The 17,012-nt window shown below is 44.8% G+C and carries 14 protein-coding genes and 2 tRNA genes; 6 read left to right on the top strand and 10 right to left on the bottom strand.

The window, feature by feature from the left end; genetic code table 11:
* The first annotated feature begins 470 nt into the window (after nucleotides 1-470).
* Nucleotides 471-1,310: a serine O-acetyltransferase gene (gene cysE / locus ACL6C3_RS01655; RefSeq protein ID WP_413164704.1), complete on the top strand. Its 840-nt coding sequence runs from the start codon at nucleotides 471-473 to the stop codon at nucleotides 1,308-1,310.
* On the opposite strand, the gene ACL6C3_RS01660 is transcribed toward cysE, so the two are convergent.
* Complete coding sequence (locus ACL6C3_RS01660; RefSeq protein WP_413164706.1) at nucleotides 1,300-1,878, bottom strand: Npun_F5749 family FMN-dependent PPOX-type flavoprotein; 579 nt, start codon at nucleotides 1,876-1,878, stop codon at nucleotides 1,300-1,302. The two genes, cysE and ACL6C3_RS01660, sit on opposite strands and share 11 nt — an antisense overlap.
* 313 nt (nucleotides 1,879-2,191) lie before the next feature.
* On the opposite strand from ACL6C3_RS01660, the gene ACL6C3_RS01665 reads away from it, so the two are divergent.
* Both ACL6C3_RS01665 and ACL6C3_RS01670 read left to right on the top strand, forming a co-directional pair.
* Nucleotides 2,192-2,932: a dienelactone hydrolase family protein gene (locus tag ACL6C3_RS01665; protein WP_413164709.1), complete on the top strand. Its 741-nt coding sequence runs from the start codon at nucleotides 2,192-2,194 to the stop codon at nucleotides 2,930-2,932.
* A gap of 124 nt (nucleotides 2,933-3,056) precedes the next feature.
* The gene (locus ACL6C3_RS01670) at nucleotides 3,057-3,395 is read left to right on the top strand and encodes a XisI protein (RefSeq protein WP_413164712.1); all 339 of its coding nucleotides are present in this window, start codon (nucleotides 3,057-3,059) and stop codon (nucleotides 3,393-3,395) included.
* A 459-nt stretch (nucleotides 3,396-3,854) separates the two neighbouring features.
* Here the strand turns inward: ACL6C3_RS01670 and ligA are convergent, their stop codons facing one another.
* From ligA to ACL6C3_RS01690, 4 genes are all read right to left on the bottom strand, one after another.
* Nucleotides 3,855-5,909 carry an NAD-dependent DNA ligase LigA gene (gene ligA, locus ACL6C3_RS01675; protein WP_413164715.1) on the bottom strand — a complete coding sequence of 685 codons (2,055 nt, stop codon included), beginning with the start codon at nucleotides 5,907-5,909 and terminating at the stop codon, nucleotides 3,855-3,857.
* 30 nt (nucleotides 5,910-5,939) lie between these two features.
* Entirely contained in the window at nucleotides 5,940-6,890 is a 951-nt protein-coding gene (locus ACL6C3_RS01680) for an Npun_R2479 family HD domain-containing metalloprotein (RefSeq protein WP_413164717.1), read from the bottom strand.
* Nucleotides 6,891-7,211: 321 nt separating this feature from the next.
* A complete protein-coding gene (locus ACL6C3_RS01685; RefSeq protein ID WP_413164720.1) occupies nucleotides 7,212-8,156 on the bottom strand; it encodes a hypothetical protein in 945 nt (314 codons plus the stop codon).
* A gap of 67 nt (nucleotides 8,157-8,223) precedes the next feature.
* Nucleotides 8,224-8,826 (bottom strand): DUF1517 domain-containing protein, encoded by a 603-nt coding sequence (locus tag ACL6C3_RS01690; protein ID WP_413164723.1) that lies wholly within the window; start codon nucleotides 8,824-8,826, stop codon nucleotides 8,224-8,226.
* Nucleotides 8,827-8,989: 163 nt separating this feature from the next.
* Here ACL6C3_RS01690 and ACL6C3_RS01695 point away from each other — a divergent pair, with 163 nt between their 5' ends.
* Nucleotides 8,990-10,429 (top strand): MFS transporter, encoded by a 1,440-nt coding sequence (locus ACL6C3_RS01695; RefSeq protein ID WP_413164726.1) that lies wholly within the window; start codon nucleotides 8,990-8,992, stop codon nucleotides 10,427-10,429.
* A gap of 2 nt (nucleotides 10,430-10,431) precedes the next feature.
* Here ACL6C3_RS01695 and ACL6C3_RS01700 read toward each other — a convergent pair whose 3' ends face one another.
* Nucleotides 10,432-11,112: a metal-binding protein gene (locus tag ACL6C3_RS01700; RefSeq protein WP_413164728.1), complete on the bottom strand. Its 681-nt coding sequence runs from the start codon at nucleotides 11,110-11,112 to the stop codon at nucleotides 10,432-10,434.
* A gap of 91 nt (nucleotides 11,113-11,203) precedes the next feature.
* On the opposite strand from ACL6C3_RS01700, the gene ACL6C3_RS01705 reads away from it, so the two are divergent.
* Both ACL6C3_RS01705 and ACL6C3_RS01710 read left to right on the top strand, forming a co-directional pair.
* Nucleotides 11,204-11,275, top strand: a tRNA-Val gene (locus tag ACL6C3_RS01705).
* 52 nt (nucleotides 11,276-11,327) lie between these two features.
* Nucleotides 11,328-11,399 (top strand) — tRNA-Gly (locus ACL6C3_RS01710).
* 17 nt (nucleotides 11,400-11,416) lie between these two features.
* On the opposite strand, the gene ACL6C3_RS01715 is transcribed toward ACL6C3_RS01710, so the two are convergent.
* The 4 genes from ACL6C3_RS01715 to ACL6C3_RS01730 form a co-directional block, all read right to left on the bottom strand.
* Nucleotides 11,417-12,334 carry a glycosyltransferase gene (locus tag ACL6C3_RS01715; protein WP_413164730.1) on the bottom strand — a complete coding sequence of 306 codons (918 nt, stop codon included), beginning with the start codon at nucleotides 12,332-12,334 and terminating at the stop codon, nucleotides 11,417-11,419.
* 78 nt (nucleotides 12,335-12,412) lie between these two features.
* Nucleotides 12,413-13,528, bottom strand: a complete 1,116-nt coding sequence (mraY, locus tag ACL6C3_RS01720; RefSeq protein WP_413164733.1) for a phospho-N-acetylmuramoyl-pentapeptide-transferase — start codon at nucleotides 13,526-13,528, stop codon at nucleotides 12,413-12,415.
* A gap of 125 nt (nucleotides 13,529-13,653) precedes the next feature.
* Nucleotides 13,654-13,902, bottom strand: coding sequence for a DUF3134 domain-containing protein (locus ACL6C3_RS01725; RefSeq protein WP_413164736.1), 249 nt, complete (start codon nucleotides 13,900-13,902; stop codon nucleotides 13,654-13,656).
* A 1,092-nt stretch (nucleotides 13,903-14,994) separates the two neighbouring features.
* Nucleotides 14,995-16,614 (bottom strand): BON domain-containing protein, encoded by a 1,620-nt coding sequence (locus tag ACL6C3_RS01730; protein WP_413164739.1) that lies wholly within the window; start codon nucleotides 16,612-16,614, stop codon nucleotides 14,995-14,997.
* Nucleotides 16,615-17,012: the final 398 nt, after the last annotated feature.

Consider the following 17,012-nt stretch of genomic DNA (forward strand, 5'->3'; position numbering starts at 1 on the left):
TTCGCGGGGGTGGGAGGGGTCGGCATAAAATAGACTGAGATAGTTTGATTTTTGAGAAGCGTATAAAATCTTTCAGCCCCCGAGTTATTGTACTACGTTTTACTTGATTATTTCAAGGTATAATCTGGGGTCATAAAAGTTTGTAAAGTAATTGATTAACGGCGATTCTATTCAGATTGATCATTGATCAAATAATCAGTCTAAAATAAATCAATTTTTTTTTGTATTCTTAAGACACCTATAAAAGTTTCTAAAACTTTTCAATTCCATTAGCTCAACTCATACAACCGATCAAACCTTTAGAAGATTAAAGGCCATTGTAGCAGTTGAGCTTGATTTGACCTGTCAAGACCGACGTCCGATGGAAACCCGGTCTAAAAAATTCGGATTTTCTCCCTTTTTGAGGAACGATTCCCAGACCAATATCGATTACTATAGAAACGTGATCTGTTAGACAAGAAATTAGAATCGTGTTCAAAAGCCTTCGAGCAGACTTCCGCATAATATTCGAGCGAGATCCTGCGGCTCGCAACTGGCTTGAAGTTCTATTTTGCTACCCTGGTCTTCAAGCGCTATTGTTTCATCGTCTCGCCCATTGGCTATATATTCTGGGAATGCCTTTTATCCCCCGTCTGATCTCCCATGTGGCTCGCTTTCTCACCGGAATAGAAATTCATCCCGGCGCCACCATTGGCACGGGGGTATTCATCGATCACGGGATGGGTGTAGTTGTCGGCGAAACCGCAATTGTGGGAGACTATTGTCTGATCTATCAGGGTGTGACTCTCGGGGGAACCGGTAAAGAAAGTGGCAAACGACATCCCACTTTGGGGGAAAACGTCGTTGTCGGTGCCGGCGCGAAAGTTCTGGGAAATATCCAAATTGGCAATAACGTCCGCATCGGTGCGGGTTCGGTTGTCCTGCGGGAAGTTCCTTCCGATTGTACCGTTGTCGGAATTCCGGGGCGCGTGATTTATCGTTCGGGCGTGCGGGTTAACCCCCTCGAACACGGTAGCCTACCCGACTCCGAAGCCGTTGTAATTCGCACTTTGATGGATCGCATTGAAACCCTCGAAAATGAGATTCACACCCTCAAAGATAAGCTTTCGGGAGTTCCGACGGTTGTTTTGAGTGAATCTGGTTTATCTTTTACCTCCGAAAACCATCTTGTTAACGACTCCCAAGAGTCAGAGGTTGATTGCAGTGGCCAGACAACCTGTTGCAGTCTCAAAGATAAGGAAATTTTAGAGTTTCTCGATGGTTCGGGAATTTGGCATCTGGATGAATGTTCTCGATGTTCTAAGGATTGACCGCTTGAGTTAACCAGTGATTTTCTTTTCGCCAGTACAGATAACGGTTTTGGGGTTCCCCCCGCAATTCTAAATGATCGACGTGTTCGGGTTCGAGCAACAACAGACAAAATTCAGCAGGGGGTTCTTCCGGAAACACTTCTGGCGGGGTAAACTCAGACGCATCCCTCCGAGATTCTCCCGGTGACGGCCAAAAAAATTGCGATCGCGCATTCTCAGAAATATCTTGCCAAACTTGTTGACGTTCTGATGATAAAATGCGATCGTCAGATGTGGCGGTAATTAAGGTTAGTTCGCCTAAAAAACGAAATTGTTCCCGAGTTTTGGGAAAATACCAACAAGCTTCCCCCGAGGGATTTTTGGTAATTTGTTCGACTTTTTGACTGCGGCAATCGGTGATAATTTTTAATTGATTTGTCTGATTAACAAAGCCCCGAAAAACAACGGTTCGGTTGGCGGGTCGCCCATCGTTGCGAACCGTCGCCAGTTGAAAATAGCGGTGATATTTTAAACTCCGATTTCGATGCAAAGCACGGGCTAAAGGTTCTCTCCAGGGCGCTAGTTCCATAATTAGATAATAATCTTACAGCAATAAAAAAACAACAATACAAAAATCTGTAGGGGCGGGTTCCGAATAAATCTAGACTTCCCAGAAATCACCTGTAAAAACCCGCCCCCAACCCATTACTGATCTTCCCAGAAATTACCTGTAAAAACCCGCCCCAACCGAATTATATAATGTTCGGTTGATTAATAACGTTTAAATTCTAAAGAAAATCTCAAAAATATAGGATAATTTAGAAAATTGATGATAAACTAATAGAAATTTTATGATAACATTTACCGCTCGAGTTAACAACTTAAATTGGGGGAATCTTTAAGTGCAAATTACAAGCCGTAATATAGACTTAAGAGTAGATGACAGTTTGATGCGGGTTTATATTGCCGAACCCAAACCGTCGGGCGTTTATCCGGGTATTGTTTTTTATAGCGATATTTATCAGTTGGGCGGGCCTATTATTCGTTTGGCTAACTATTTGGCGGGATACGGTTATGTAGTCGCGGCGCCGGAAATTTTTCATCGCACCGAACCCATCGGCGAAGTGATCGAACCCGATGATCTCGGACGAATGCGGGGGAATGACAACGCCCGTCGAACTGCTGTAGAAAGTTATGATCATGATGCTCGGGCGGTGATAGAATTGTTGCAGTCAGAAAGTGCGGTTGAGCGCGATAAAATTGGAACGTTAGGGTTTTGTATTGGCGGACATTTGGCGTTTAGAACTGCCTTTGAACGTGAAATAAAAGCTTCGGTTTGTTGTTATCCGACGGGCGTTCCTAGCGGTAAACTCGGTCAGGGGGTAGCCGATACTATTCAACGAGTTTCAGAGATAAAAGGCGAGATGTTAATTGTGTTTGGTTCTCTCGATCGCCACACCCCAGAAAATGACCGCGAAACCGTTAAAAATGCCTTGGAAACTGCAAATATTCCCCACAAAATTGTTACCTACGAAGCCGAACATACGTTTATGCGGGATGATGGTTATCGTTACGATCCGGTGGTGACAACTGCGGCTTGGTCGGAAATTACGGCGTTTTTAGAGCGGGTTTTTTCGAGTTAAAATTCTACTCTAGCAAGCGAGACGCTTGCACTGATATTAACTGCAATCTATTTATTCAAACTGTGATTCGCCGCAACCAAATTCCGTTGTTAGTCTACGATACCCATAAACCGGAGATAGTTCAATGGATAAAATAGATCATTACCGCCAACTGATTCGAGAATTATTGATAGAAAGATCCAAATTACGTTCTCCCAATAGTCCGATAGAAAGTCAAACGGTTTTTGATACAGAAAACGACCATTATCAGCTTGTAAAAGTCGGGTGGAGAGATAGCAGTACCCGAATTTATGGCTGTGTGTTGCACGTAGACATCAAAGACGGTAAAATATGGATACAGTATGATGGTACCGAAAATGCGATCGCCGATCAGTTGGTTGAACGGGGTGTACCTAAATCGGATATTGTACTGGCTTACCATGCGCCTCACGTGCGACAATATACAGAATTTGCAGTGGGTTAAATTTGCAGTGGGTTAAATTTGTCGGGATGCTGTTGGTTTAACCCTCAAAACGTTGAAGGGCGTATGTTTGAAGGGCGTATGCCATACGCCCCTACGTGGGATTTATATAAGATGCGACTAATCAATCATCCGCTTCGTAGGGGCGGGTTCTGCATTGATTTTGACGACCACTCCGACATTAAGATAAACCCGCCCCACCCCCATCATAAAATTAATCAACCGGACATTATATAATTTGTTTGTTGAAGGGCGTATGCCATAGGCCCCTACGTGGGATTTATATAAGATGCGACTAATCAATAATCCGCTTCGTAGGGGCGGGTTCTGCATTGATTTTGACGACCACTCCGACATTGAGATCAACCCGCCCCCACCCCCATCATAAAATTAATCAACCGGACATTATATAATTTGTTTGTTGAAGGGCGTATGTTTTTGAAGGGCGTATGCCATACACCCCTACGAGGGATTTAAGAGTTGTAATAATTCCGCTTCTGATAACTGTTTAATCCCCAATTCTTCGGCTTTGGTGAGTTTAGAACCGGCATCCTCTCCAACAACTAAATAATCGGTTTTTTTACTGACCGAACCCGTTACTTTCCCGCCGGCATTTTGAATTAATTTTTTCGCTTCATCTCGTTTTAAACTCGGTAAAGTTCCCGTAATCACAAAGGTTTTCCCCGATAACGTTAACTCTTGTTTATCCGATGAACTTTCGGGTTTAGACGGTTGAGACTCCAAATTTAATCCCTGCTGTTTTAACCGTTCAATTAAAGTTCGATTCGCCGGAACTTTAAACCATTCTTCAACAGAGAAAGCAATTTCCGATCCAATTCCATAAACCCCCTCAATTTCAGCCGGTGTTGCACTCATTAACTGTTCAACGGTGGGGAATTTTTGCGTCAACAATTCTGCATTCACACTTCCCACATGACGAATACCCAACCCGTACAAAACCCTCGCCCAAGGTTGAGTTTTTGACTCGTTAATTGCATTGACAATTTTTGTCGCCGACTTCTCGCCCATGCGTTCAAGTTGAGTAAGTTTTTCAACGGTTAATTCATACAAATCTGCCACAGAATGCACCAATTCCCGTTCAACAAATTGGTAAACTAACTTTTCCCCAACTCCGTTAATATCCAACGCATCTCGACTACACCAATGAATTAAAGACCCCCGCAAAATCGCCGGACAGGAGGTATTAATACACCGTGTTACCGCCTCGTTAAGGGGCCTGAAGACGGGTTGACCGCACTCGGGGCAGTGGTTCGGCATTTTGAAGGGTTGGGCGGTTTTAGGGCGCAATTCGGGGAGGTTACGCACCACTTCCGGGATAATTTCTCCGGCTTTTCTAACAATAACGGTGTCGCCAATATGCAGATCTAATTCTGCCACGCGATCGCTATTGTGTAGACTCGCCCGTTGGACGGTTGTTCCCGCCAGTTGTAGGGGTTCTAACTCGGCGACGGGGGTGAGGGCGCCCGTGCGTCCGACTTGGACGGTAACGGCTTTAACGGTTGTGGGGGCTTCTTCTGCGGGATATTTTAAGGCGATCGCCCAACGGGGGAATTTTTGAGTAAAACCGAGTTGGTTTTGCAGTTGTAAAGGGTTAATTTTCACAACTACGCCATCGGTCATGTAGGGTAAATTTTTGCGTCGGCTATCCCAAGATTCAAAATAGTTTTGAACTTCGGTTAACGAGGTACATTCTAAACGGTTTGGATTAACTTTAAACCCCATTTCTTGCAGGAATTCTAAACAATCCCATTGGGTTTTGAGTTCGGTTTCTTCGCCGGGTAAATGCAAAGTATAGGCGAAAAAATCTAACTGGCGTGATTGCACAATGCGGGAGTCTAATTGTCTTAAAGTTCCGGCTGCGGCGTTGCGGGGGTTGGCAAATAAAGATTCGCCTTTTTGTTGGCGTTCTTGGTTGATTTTATCAAAAATATTTAGAGATAAAAAAGCTTCGCCTCGAACTTCTACAACAGAGGGAGGATTTTCTATGTTTAATTTTAGCGGGATCGAACGAATGGTTTTAACGTTTTGGGTGATTTCTTCGCCGGTAACGCCATCTCCGCGAGTTGCACCTCGAACCAAAATTCCGTTTTCGTAGGTTAAAGCCAGGGCGGAACCATCTATTTTCAGTTCGCAAACATAGAGGGGTTCTGTTGAATTGATCTCTTTTTCTTCGGCTTTTAAAACTTTTTTCCAACGCCCGTCCCAAGCTTTGAGTTCTTCGGTATTAAAGGCGTTTTCTAAACTGTAAAGGGGGATATTGTGTCGAACGGATGTAAATTGGGTTGCGGGTTTTTCGCCCACTCGCTGCGTCGGACTGTCGGGAGTAATGAGTTGAGGGTAGTCGGTTTCTAATTGTTGCAGTTCTCGATACAGGCGATCGTAGACAGTATCTTCCATAATCGGTGCATCGAGAACATAATAGGCATAACTGGCTTGCTGTACCTGTTGCCTAAGCTGTTGAACGCGCTGTTGAATCTCTGGTGTTGGTTGTGTCACAGGATTTTTTGTTCAAACTCCCGTTAAACATTATAAATTGAGTTCGGTCAATTCGCTAAATTTGAGCAGTTCTTTAACTTCTCCGTTCCCATCTCCACCACCATTCGAGTCTATCCCCGAACTAATGTTATTGACTTCTTCAATAATTCGAGACTCATTTTCAACTTGGAAAACATTCGCATACAGGTTAGCAATAACTTGTTTTCCTTCTTGAGTCAGTCCCAAATATTTTAACGCCGCCGGGATATAAGGAAAGACTCCGTTCCAGTAAAATTTAGCGTAATTTTTGCGTAAATCACCGGGAGTTTTGTAACCGAGAAGTTTATTAGTTCCCACTTCTTCAAACTCGTAGAACAAGGCGCTAATTTTCTTTAAATAGCGGGGATCGCTGAGTTGACCGATTAAATCTGCTGCTCTTGCCAAACCGGAATAATTATTTCGATCTTGATAAGTTTCATCAGCAGGAACCGGAAAACGGGTGAGTTCAATATTACGTTTAACTTGTTCGGAGTCAATTAAATAATGTCCGCCAAATCGTTCATTAATTACCAATTTTCCTCGGTCTACATGATAGGGAGTTAAACTGGCGGAGGTGGCACCGACGGGGATAGTCACCACCCCATCGCCAATACCGGTCGCATAATGGCCGCTGGCTTCTTGATCGTAACGGCAGACGCCTTTAACATAACCGATATCGTGGCACAGTAAGGAAATAATGAAGTGGAGCCAGTCCTCAGGAGTCACACCCCCTTCGCGAATGTGTTTACCCCGCATGATTTCCTGTCCGACTAATGTCACTAACATCGTATGTTCGACATTGTGATAAAGGGCGTCGCAGTTGGCAATATTTTCTAGTGCCATTGTTCCGACCCAAGCAATAATTTCCGGGTAGTCCGGTTTATAACCGCCATAGGTGCGACGGTAGCCTGCTTGAAGCCGTTCTACAAAAGCATCTATTAGAATAGCAGTTGAATTAAACATAGTCTGAACTGAATTTAATTCTTTTAGGTTTCGAGGTTTTCAAGCATTCCCCGGTTAAAAAACTTCTGCTCAGATTGAACATCTGGAAGTGATGAATTCGGGGTCAAGATTTTTCCGGTGTTACGGGTTTATCTTATTATATTTCGACTCTGAAAATTTAGCTGTGATCCCTGTCAAAAAATCTGCTCTCGGTCGAGACGTGATTGCTCTCACCCCCCGACCACTTCACCAGTTATAAAAGGTGAGAGAGGATTGATTAAGTGAAAATACCTTCTACCCTCTCTCAATGAAGTCAAAATGAAGTCAAAATCTCCTGACAACTTAACGGCGTCGTCTCGCTCCCCCCGACGATCGATTCCGGGAACCGCTACTTCCAAAACTGGGGGTTCGTTGTGGGGTCGGGGTGGAACGCCTGGTTGAGTTGGAACGCTGTAAGTTGCTCGAACCCACACCCGATCCCGTCGAACGACTCGCATCTCTAGAAGTTGACCGGGTTGTAGATGGGGTTGACGGGGTTGACGGGGTTGACGCCGTTCCCGATCCGGTCGAACGGTTGGTATTTCTCGACGGAGAAGGCGTGCTACGGTTGTAGGAAGGCGAAGCAATATTTCCGGTGGTTCGCAACACTTGGCGGTTTCTCACCGCAGGAGGGGGCGAATTATAACGAGAACGGTAATCTTGAACGGCGCTATCGTAGGTGTTACCATAACCGCCATAACCGACTAAACTGCTACCGGGTTGATAAACGGGCGGAACGTAATAGCGGGGCGCAAACAAAGTATTGGCGATCGCACTTCCGACAAAAGCGCCCGCAAAAGGTTGCCAAAAACTGGACTGTTGACGGACAACCACAACTTGCTGTTGACCGGTCGCGGGATCGGTGCGGGTTTCGGTAACGTTGTGAACGTACTCGATCTTAAAGTCTTCCGTCAGATATAGTGTCGCTTGATCGCCTTGGATTTGAGCGTAAGTCCCTTTTCCGGCTTGAATTTGTTCGTCGGTCAAACGCGCCATTTGTAGGTTCGTTGTCCGATAAACCGGTGGGGTTCCGGGCGGCGTATTGAGTAACATTAAACTATATTCGCCGTTAGCATCGTTATATTGTGCCTGTTGTACGGGATATTCCCCTTGGTTGGTTTGGGTTCGATTTTGGCTAACGGTTTGGGTGGGACGGTTATTAGATGAGGTTGTGTTCGACGAACCGCAGGCGAGAGTTGTCCAACACAACGACAACGACATTAAAACAATGATAAATTTACGCAACATAAATCAAATTTGGATTTTCTGAAGATGGAAAGAATGAAAACAGGTTTACAGTTTGCCGATCTTAATTTTAAAGTGGAATCAATTCCGGGAAGTTCTGCAACAGTTGATCGTCGGTGAGTTCATCGCCAAAACGAGCCGGAGAGTAGTGAATTTGAATCGCCCGCAGACGGTTTTGATAATGGAGGTTGATGATCGCTTTTAAGCCTTCGTGCATCGCCTCCATACTCGCCAAATCGGTTTCGAGATCCGGAACTTCCCCTTCACAGGCGATTGTAATCATTACCACTAAATTAGCCGTCGGGCTTAACGATAACGGCACATCGGCGGTATCGGCTAAATCTTCTAAAGGTTGGGAAAGATAGCGCTGCGCCGAGTCGGTGAACAGTTCATCAACATAATCTGCTGCTTCTCCTTCATCCCAGAGAACATCACCTTCATTGCTGGCTGATTGCCAATAGATATCGTATTGCAGGAGGTTTTGACAAATTTCCACCAAACCCTCCCCCAACACTTCGAGATCCCCTTCGGCTTCAACCGCGTCGCGAGCAACTTTGTTGAGAATACCGAGTAAAGGAGAAACCTCGGTTCCTCCCAAATGAAGCAACACCCGAGAAACCACAAAGCGAGTTTTGCCTATAAATTGATTAAAACGACTGCCCAGAGAAGCCATAATTAAATTACTCCTGACCGATATTGGAGTGAATTGAGTTATAGTTCTAGGATATCGCGTTTATTTATTGATACAATCCCCCTAGAGATTCGGTTGAGAACCCCTCAAACTCTTTCAACTCTGTTGGAATTTCAATAGAACGATTATTTTTTGGAACAATTACATGACTCACGAGTCCCCCTCCTCTTCTCCTACTCCATTACCCACTGCTGAAAAACTCAGTTTTTCAACCAAACTCGCCTACGGTGCCGGCGATCTGGGTACGGCAATTACGGCCAATCTTCTGGCGTTTGTCTTATTAATTTTCTTAACGAATGTCGCGGGTTTACCGGCTGGACTCGCCGGAAGTGTTTACATGATCGGCAAAATTTCCGATGCAATTAACGATCCGATTATTGGGGTACTCAGCGATCGCACGGTTCACCCTTGGGGGCGGCGTTATCCTTGGATGGTTTTTGGGGCGATTCCCTTTGGGATTTTCTTCTTTTTACAGTGGATTGTTCCCAGTACCAATATTTGGGTTTTATTTTGGTACTACGTGATTATTTCTGTTGTTTTTAATCTCAGTTATACCACTGTTAATTTGCCCTATGCGGCCCTCACTCCTGAACTGACTTCGGACTATCACGAACGCACCAGTTTAAATAGTTTTCGCTTTGCTTTTTCTATCGGGGGCAGTATTTTTTCTTTGATTTTAGCCCTGGTGATTGCTTCGATATTTCCCGACAATCTGCAAACTCAATATCTGGTTTTGGGTTTGATTTGTGCGCTGATTTCGGTTTTGCCGATTTTTTGGTGTGTTTTGGGAACTCGCAATCGCATTCTCCAACCTCGAAATTCTGAATCTCCCGAAGACTCGGCGGCCGATTCTTCCCCGGATATTTCTTTTATTGAACAGCTTAAAATAGTCTTTAAAAACCGTCCGTTTTTATATGTTACCGGGATTTATTTGTGTTCTTGGTTGGGCGTTCAACTGACTGCGGCGATTCTTCCCTATTTTGTCCAAAATCGGATGCAGCTATCTACAATTGATTTTTATTTGGCTGCCATTGCGGTGCAAGGGACGGCAATTATTATGTTGTTTGTTTGGAGTTATGTGAGTAAAAAATATGGAAAAAAAGTGGTTTATTTTATGGGGGTGAGTTTGTGGTTAATTGCTCAAATTGGGCTGTGGTTTCTGCAACCCGGTCAGGTGGTTTTTATGTATATTTTGGCGGTGATTGCGGGTTTTGGAGTGTCTACGGCTTATCTGGTTCCCTGGTCTATGATTCCCGATGTCGTCGATCTCGATGAATTGAATACCGGAAAACGGCGGGAAGGGATTTTTTATTCTTTTATGGTCTTTTTACAAAAGTTGGGATTGGCTGTGGGTTTGTTCCTGGTCGGACAAGCTTTGGAAATTGCCGGATTTCTCGAAAGAATTCCCGGACAACCTCTCCCCCAACAGCCGGATTCTGCTATTTTTGCGATTCGGTTCGCGATCGCTCCCATTCCGGCGATTGTGTTAATTTGTGGGATGATTTTAACCTATTTTTATCCGATTACTGAAGCGGTTCATCACGGGATTTTGTTAAGATTGCAGGAACGCAAACGTCAAAGCTAAACTTATTTCCCTTTCGTTTTTTTGGCGGTGTTTCGTTTGGAATTTGTAGCCGAAGTTGGGCGACGGGTTGACGAAGGTCTGCGCCTTTTTGGGGGAGATTTTGAGGAAAAGAATCCGAAGATTTTGGCGGTTTTTGGGCGTTTATTTACCGAGTTTGATAAGAGTTTCCTTAAGCCTTGAGTTTGAATGCGTTTGTAAGCCGATCCCGTCCAGTCGCTGAGATAATGACCCATCGCACCCAATTCTAAACCGATAAAAATCGCCAACCATTCTTTAGAATGTAACGACAGCGATCGCAAAATCATCCGGGCGACTTCCGATAGACTCCATTGAACCTCCCACACCGATGGTGCCACCAAAATTACCGGCACCGCCAAAATTGCCGCCCAAACCGTCAGATACAAGATTCTCACCGCCGTCCCAATGATCGGGCCGTGAGAGAGAAACGAGCGGTGGCGGACACTCTTTTGATAGGGTAGCCACAACCAACGCAACCACCCCCACCGTTGAAAATGGTAGGAGCGGTGAATATCCAGGTCGGGGCCAAACATCAGGCCGCTAAACAGAAAACAACCGGCCACAATTAAGGTCAGGTGGCTGCTGCGAGTTTGCCCGTAGGTTAAACCCGTGACGGCAGGTAAGCACCACAGGGTAATGCGATCGTGAGTTCGGCCAGAAGGCATAGGCAACAGCTAAAAAAAATTTCCGATTCGAGCCAATAAAATTGTTCCCATTTTACATTTTTGTGCTATGATAGTGAAAGACACAAAAAACGGGCGATTAGCTCAGTGGTAGAGCGCCTGCCTTACAAGCAGGATGCCACTGGTTCAAATCCAGTATCGCCCATACAAAGACTTTCTAAACCCTAACCCTTTTAAAATTTACATCTCAAGTCGATGCGGGTGTAATTCAGTGGTAGAATGTCAGCTTCCCAAGCTGAACGTCGTGGGTTCGAGTCCCATCACCCGCTTAATCAGAGGAATGGGTTTACAGTCGTTCGATTTCTTTGGCTTTTTCTGAAAGTTTAGCTTGTTTTTGACCCCGCGAACGGGCGGTGGCATTAAACAAACCGATGGGAGTATTGAAAATATCAACTAAATCGGCTTTTTGGGCGATCGCTTTTATACTGTTAATGGGGATTTCTTTTAACAGCCAACGTCCGACACGATAGAGATAATCTTGTGGGGTTAAATCTCGCATCAACTCGACGCCATAAAGTTCGTGTAAGTAGCGGTTTGACTCGCCGTAACGTCGCCACTGACTGCGTAGTTGTCGCCAAGTTGCCCGGTGTCGATGTTTGATAATGGCTTGTTGGGCAAAATAAAGTTTATAATCGGTTTGCTGTTGAATTCGCCAACAAATATCCGCATCTCCGCCGGTGGTTAAATGGGGACGAAATAACCCCACCCGTTCAAAAATTTGGCGGCGAATGGCAAGATTGGCGGTTTGACCGTAGGGAAAAAAGTTGTGAGCGATGGTATGCTTTTGAGAAAGGGTATCTTGGCGATCGGCGTGTTTTTCGAGTAATGTTTCACCGGGTAAAGCCACAATTTCCCCGACGACAATTCCAATATTTGGATCTTCAAAAGGCTTAATTAATTCTTCTAACCATTGGGGTTCGGGACGACAATCGGCATCGGTAAACGCGACAATTTCGCCTTGGGCGATGCGTATCCCCTGGTTGCGGGCGGCGTAGGAACTTTGAATCCGATTTTCCGAGACCGGACGAATGGAGTCAGTTGCCAGGGTTTGCAAGATATCGGCAGTGCGATCGCGACTGTTGTTATCCACCAATAAATACTCTACCTGATTGGGCGGATAAGTTTGCGATCGCAGACATTGAATTAAATCCGGTAAATCTGCCTCGCCGTTGTAAATCGGTACGACGACAGAAACATTAATCATGTGCGGGAGTGTGGGATTTAGAGTGAGATGGGTGCTTCCTAGTTCATTCTAACCGCTTTGGGCGGCAAAATTTTGATTCTAAGCGATCGCCAAACTGACCAACACCAAAATCACATTAATCAAATAAAACGTTCCGACGACCTGAGTTTCTGACCAAGTACACAATTCAAGATGATGATGCAGCGGTGCCATCTTAAACAGACGCTTACCGACACCATCGGGGCCTTTAGTCGCCTTATAATAACCCACTTGGGCGATTACAGAGAGAGTTTCAACCAAGAAAATCCCGCTGATAATCAGAAGCATCCACAGACTATTACTCAGCAAAGCAACAGCCGCCATCGCCCCGCCAAGCGCCAGCGAACCAGTATCACCCATAAACACTTTAGCCGGATTGCGGTTGTGGCTGACAAATCCGAGACAACTCCCACTCAGACAAGCACAAAAAACCATCAATTCCGGGGAAGTTGGCGCGAGATAAGCCCCCAGTCCCAAGAGGGTAATCGCCCCGAGTCCGCCCATCAAACCATCAACGCCATCGGTGAGGTTGGTGGCGTTACTTTCGGCGACGGGAACAAACACCGCTAACGGCCAGAATAACAAACCTAATGGTATTGCCAAACCAAAGGGTAAAGCAACGGTGGAAATTTTGGCATCCGGTAGAGACAGACTCCCCAACCCCCGAGTTGCTAAAACGATACAAAATAGCATCGCAAAACCCACCTGCAACAGCAACTTCATTTTCGGAGAAATGCCTTTATTGGATTTGCGTCTGAGAATTTGCCAGTCATCCAACCAACCGACAAATCCGTAAGCGAGCGTTAAAATAGAAACAGCAATTACATTCGGGTCAAACCCAGACCAAATCAGAGCGACTCCCACACCCACCGGAATAAAAAAGATACCGCCCATTGTGGGAGTACCCGCTTTTTTCAGGTGTGCTTGCGGGCCGTCTTCTCGGATAAACTGTCCGGCTTTAATCCGAACCAGTAGAGGAATCACCCAATACCCTAAAGCCGCAGCAATTAACCCGCAAACAGCCAAGGGAAAAAACAGAGAGGCTTGGGGATTGAGAAAGCGATTCGTGCTGAGATCCAGGCTGATCGCGAAAGCACTCAATCCCAGAGTCAGTAACGCAAAGAGGTTGCGTCCTGATAAATTTGATGATCGAATTCGTGAAAATAGACTATCCACGGAAATAAATAAAAATAATCCTCAACACCAACTACAAACCGGGAAGTTAGGTTTTTGATCACCCGCCTGAGCGATTGCACTCTTATAATACTGTGGAAGTGCAACATTGCTTAAGGAATTTTTGCCTAATCTTCCAGCGAATCGTCATCCATATCATCATCATCATCGTCATCGTAGGAACCCTCATCAACAATCAATTCTGAGATTTCCTCTTCATCGTTGAGATATTCGCTGGATTCCTGAGTGGTATCCCGAGGGATCAAACGACCCGTTGCTTGTAGCCACTCTAAAAGCGAAATATGCTGCTTTGAGGGGATGACATCAGCGGGTTCGTGGACGGGTATTTTCCGTAAAGAGGGATTATTGTTCGTCATTGAACTGATTCGATGCTAAAGATTAGACGTAAACAGCGAGACGGTTTCTAGTTATTGCTTTCTACTCAAAGATAAGAGTAAAACCGGATGGATACCGAGCCAACCTGCAACAACCCAGAAACGATCCCCCCATAAATTAGCATAACTGGATCAAAGATTGATCAGGTTGGACTTGAAAGTTTGTAAAAATTTCGGGATGGGGAGATACAGTCACCAGTCTTTACCGTCACCAGTCACCCTTCGGGTTCAGCAGTCGCGGAAGATCGCGAAGTAAGCCGCTTCGCGGCAGGCTACGCGCTCCGCGCATAGAGGGAACAGGCAACAGGCAACAGTTTTTTCAGTTGTCAGTTTTCAGTAACCTCCCAACTCCCAACTCCCAACTCCCAACTCCCAACTCCTAACTCCTGTCTCTTGAGTAACTGCATAAATTATCTGTTTTGTCAAGATGTCTGTTTTGGGCGGTCGCTTGGCTTTTCAAAATTCGTGCGTCGGGGTTGCTATTTTTTTGTCAGAATCTTCTGATTTTTAACGAAAGAATAAGGGTTTTAGCTTCTATTTTGACGTGTAGACACAGTAAACCCTTGGGTGGTGTTTTTTATAGCCTACCAGAACCCCTATATTTTCGTCAACTTTTTGAAAATTTTTCTCAGTAAAAATTTCGATTTTTGAGCTTAACTTTTGTTTATTAAACCGAATTCGTGATTTTGATTATAAAAACTTATGGTTTTGGGGCGAAAATTGAATGCCGGGTTGAGAGTTACAAGTTAATTAATTGAGAAGTTTTGAAAAGCCTAAATTCAAGCCTAAATTATCGTGAAGCGGGGTGGAAAAAGTACGTTATAGGTCGGCACAGATTTCCATTATTCTAGAATAGGTCAAGTCGGAGGATTTGTCAATCGAAAATCGGGGAAATTTTGGGGAATTTTTTCAGGAAAATTGACGATTTTAGGAAGAAAAAAAGCGATCGCATTATTAGGGAACAGTCTTTACAGTCACTCCGATACCAGTCACTCCGATACCAGTTTCTCCCCTATTGCCTCTTTCCCCTTTCTCCTTCTGCCTGTTGCCTATTGCCTATTGCCTGTTGCCTCATCAACCCGATGAGTGATCGACTTCTAAATCATTAATCACCGTAACCGCACCGCCTTCGTAGGCTTCTTCTGTGGCTTGGGCGCGTTCATACCAACTGTCAACGCTGCCCTCCAGTCGGGCGACTCCATCCTTTACAGAAACTTCGACTTCCTGTTCATCAACAAACGGAGACCACAACAATTGAGCATCTATGGCTGTGGCGATCGCTTCATCACTGCGATCGGAGAAAATCGAGTTGTCATAATTATAGTCATAATCTTCGTGGATCGGGTCCCAATCGTAAAAAGAGGTCTCATCGGCCGGTAGGCTATAGTCAACCTCCAACTCATTAATAACCCCCGTTACACCCCCCGCAGAAGCGGCTACATCGCCGGCTTGCCATTTTTCAAAATAAGAGTCTACACTACCATTGAGGCGAACAATCCCTTCTTCGGCCGTGACTCCAATTTCTTGGCGATTAACATAGGGATCTCGTTGCAGTCGGGCGGTGACATTGTTGACAATTTGATTATCTGTAATTTCGCCTTGGGGTTGTACGTTGATATTGGTTTCCACTCGCCAAACCCCGGTTGTATTTCTGGCGTCTTGGGCGGCGGCGCGTTTGGCTTTAAGATTATCTACGGTACCCGATAACGTTACCGCCCCTTCATCGACGGCGACGTTGAGGTTATAAGCCGCAACACGCGGATCGTAAAGTAAGGCATCTTTAACGGCATCTCGAATTTCTGTATCTTGTAATTCCGGGACAATTTCCGCCCTCAACCGATTTTCTTCGGCCCAGGGTTCAACGTTTAAATTATCCGCTTCAACGGACATGACACCGATAACATAAGCATCGGTAATGGCTAAAGATTTCTCAAATGAACTGCCGACAACTCCTGATAATATTGCCTGAGTTCCATCGACTTCGACGTTAATTAATCGGCTATCAACTCGCGCATCCCATCGCAGTGCAGACTTGATATCCGCTTCTATTTCTGTGGCTGGTCGTCGAGTTTTATAGTTAATTGAGATGCCATTATTAATCTGTTTGACTCCGGCAATTCCTTTCACAAGCCGGGTCGCCAATTGTTTTTCTTGCCAAGAATCAACTCGACCGCCTAAGGTAACAATTCCATCATTAACAGCGGGTTCAATTTCCCAAACTTCTGTTACCGGATTCTCGGTTAAAGCGCTATTAATATTATCTAAAATTTCCGCATCGCTAACGGGAATGGGTTCGACGTTAATCTCGTTAACAACCCCCCGCACTCCTTTGACCATGCTGGCAATGCGTTCGGCCCGATCTTTTGCCAACATATTATTGACCGAACCGGTAATGGTGACAATTCCTTCGTTGGTGGCAACTAAAATATTACCGGGTGAAATTCCCCGACTAATTTGAAATTCTCGCTCAATGGCTTCGGTAATTTCCGGATCGGTAAACGGGTCTTCACTGACCACCATTTCGGTTTCATTGATTTCGGCTTCGGATTCTAAGGCTTCGTTATCGGCATCGGTTAGGGTTGAAGTGGGATACTGACACCCCCCAACTAATAGCGAAAAACTGGTGGCTAAAAGACCCGTATAAAATAACCTAAAAATCGATTTTTTAGAAAATATTGAAATTGAAAATAACATAAAAATCACCAACGGAGTTGAATAAATTTAATCGGTTTTCTATCGGGTTTGCATTCTGGGGTTTGTGGGGGAAATCTCTCGCGCAGAGCGTCAATTTTTCAAAAACTAAATAGAGGTATTATGGCAGCCAGAAACCGACTTTACTAAAAAAACCGTTTTCATAAGGGTTAACGCTTTGACCTAGCTATAGTTTATAAAAATAGGGGGTAATTATTCCTCTATCCCAAGAAAGAGTTATCGGACAGAGAGTTATTAAAACCCGTAGAGAAGCAATCGGAATTTTCCAGATTTTGGGCGGGTCAGTTAGACTTTTATTCAAAGTTCTATTCAAAGGTGGAGTAAAGTCTATCATTCGATAGATGAATTTTCAGCTAGAAAGACATATAATAAACCTGAAA

The organism is Capilliphycus salinus ALCB114379, assembly GCF_047276495.1.
Taxonomy (GTDB): Bacteria; Cyanobacteriota; Cyanobacteriia; order Cyanobacteriales; family Microcoleaceae; genus Capilliphycus; species Capilliphycus salinus.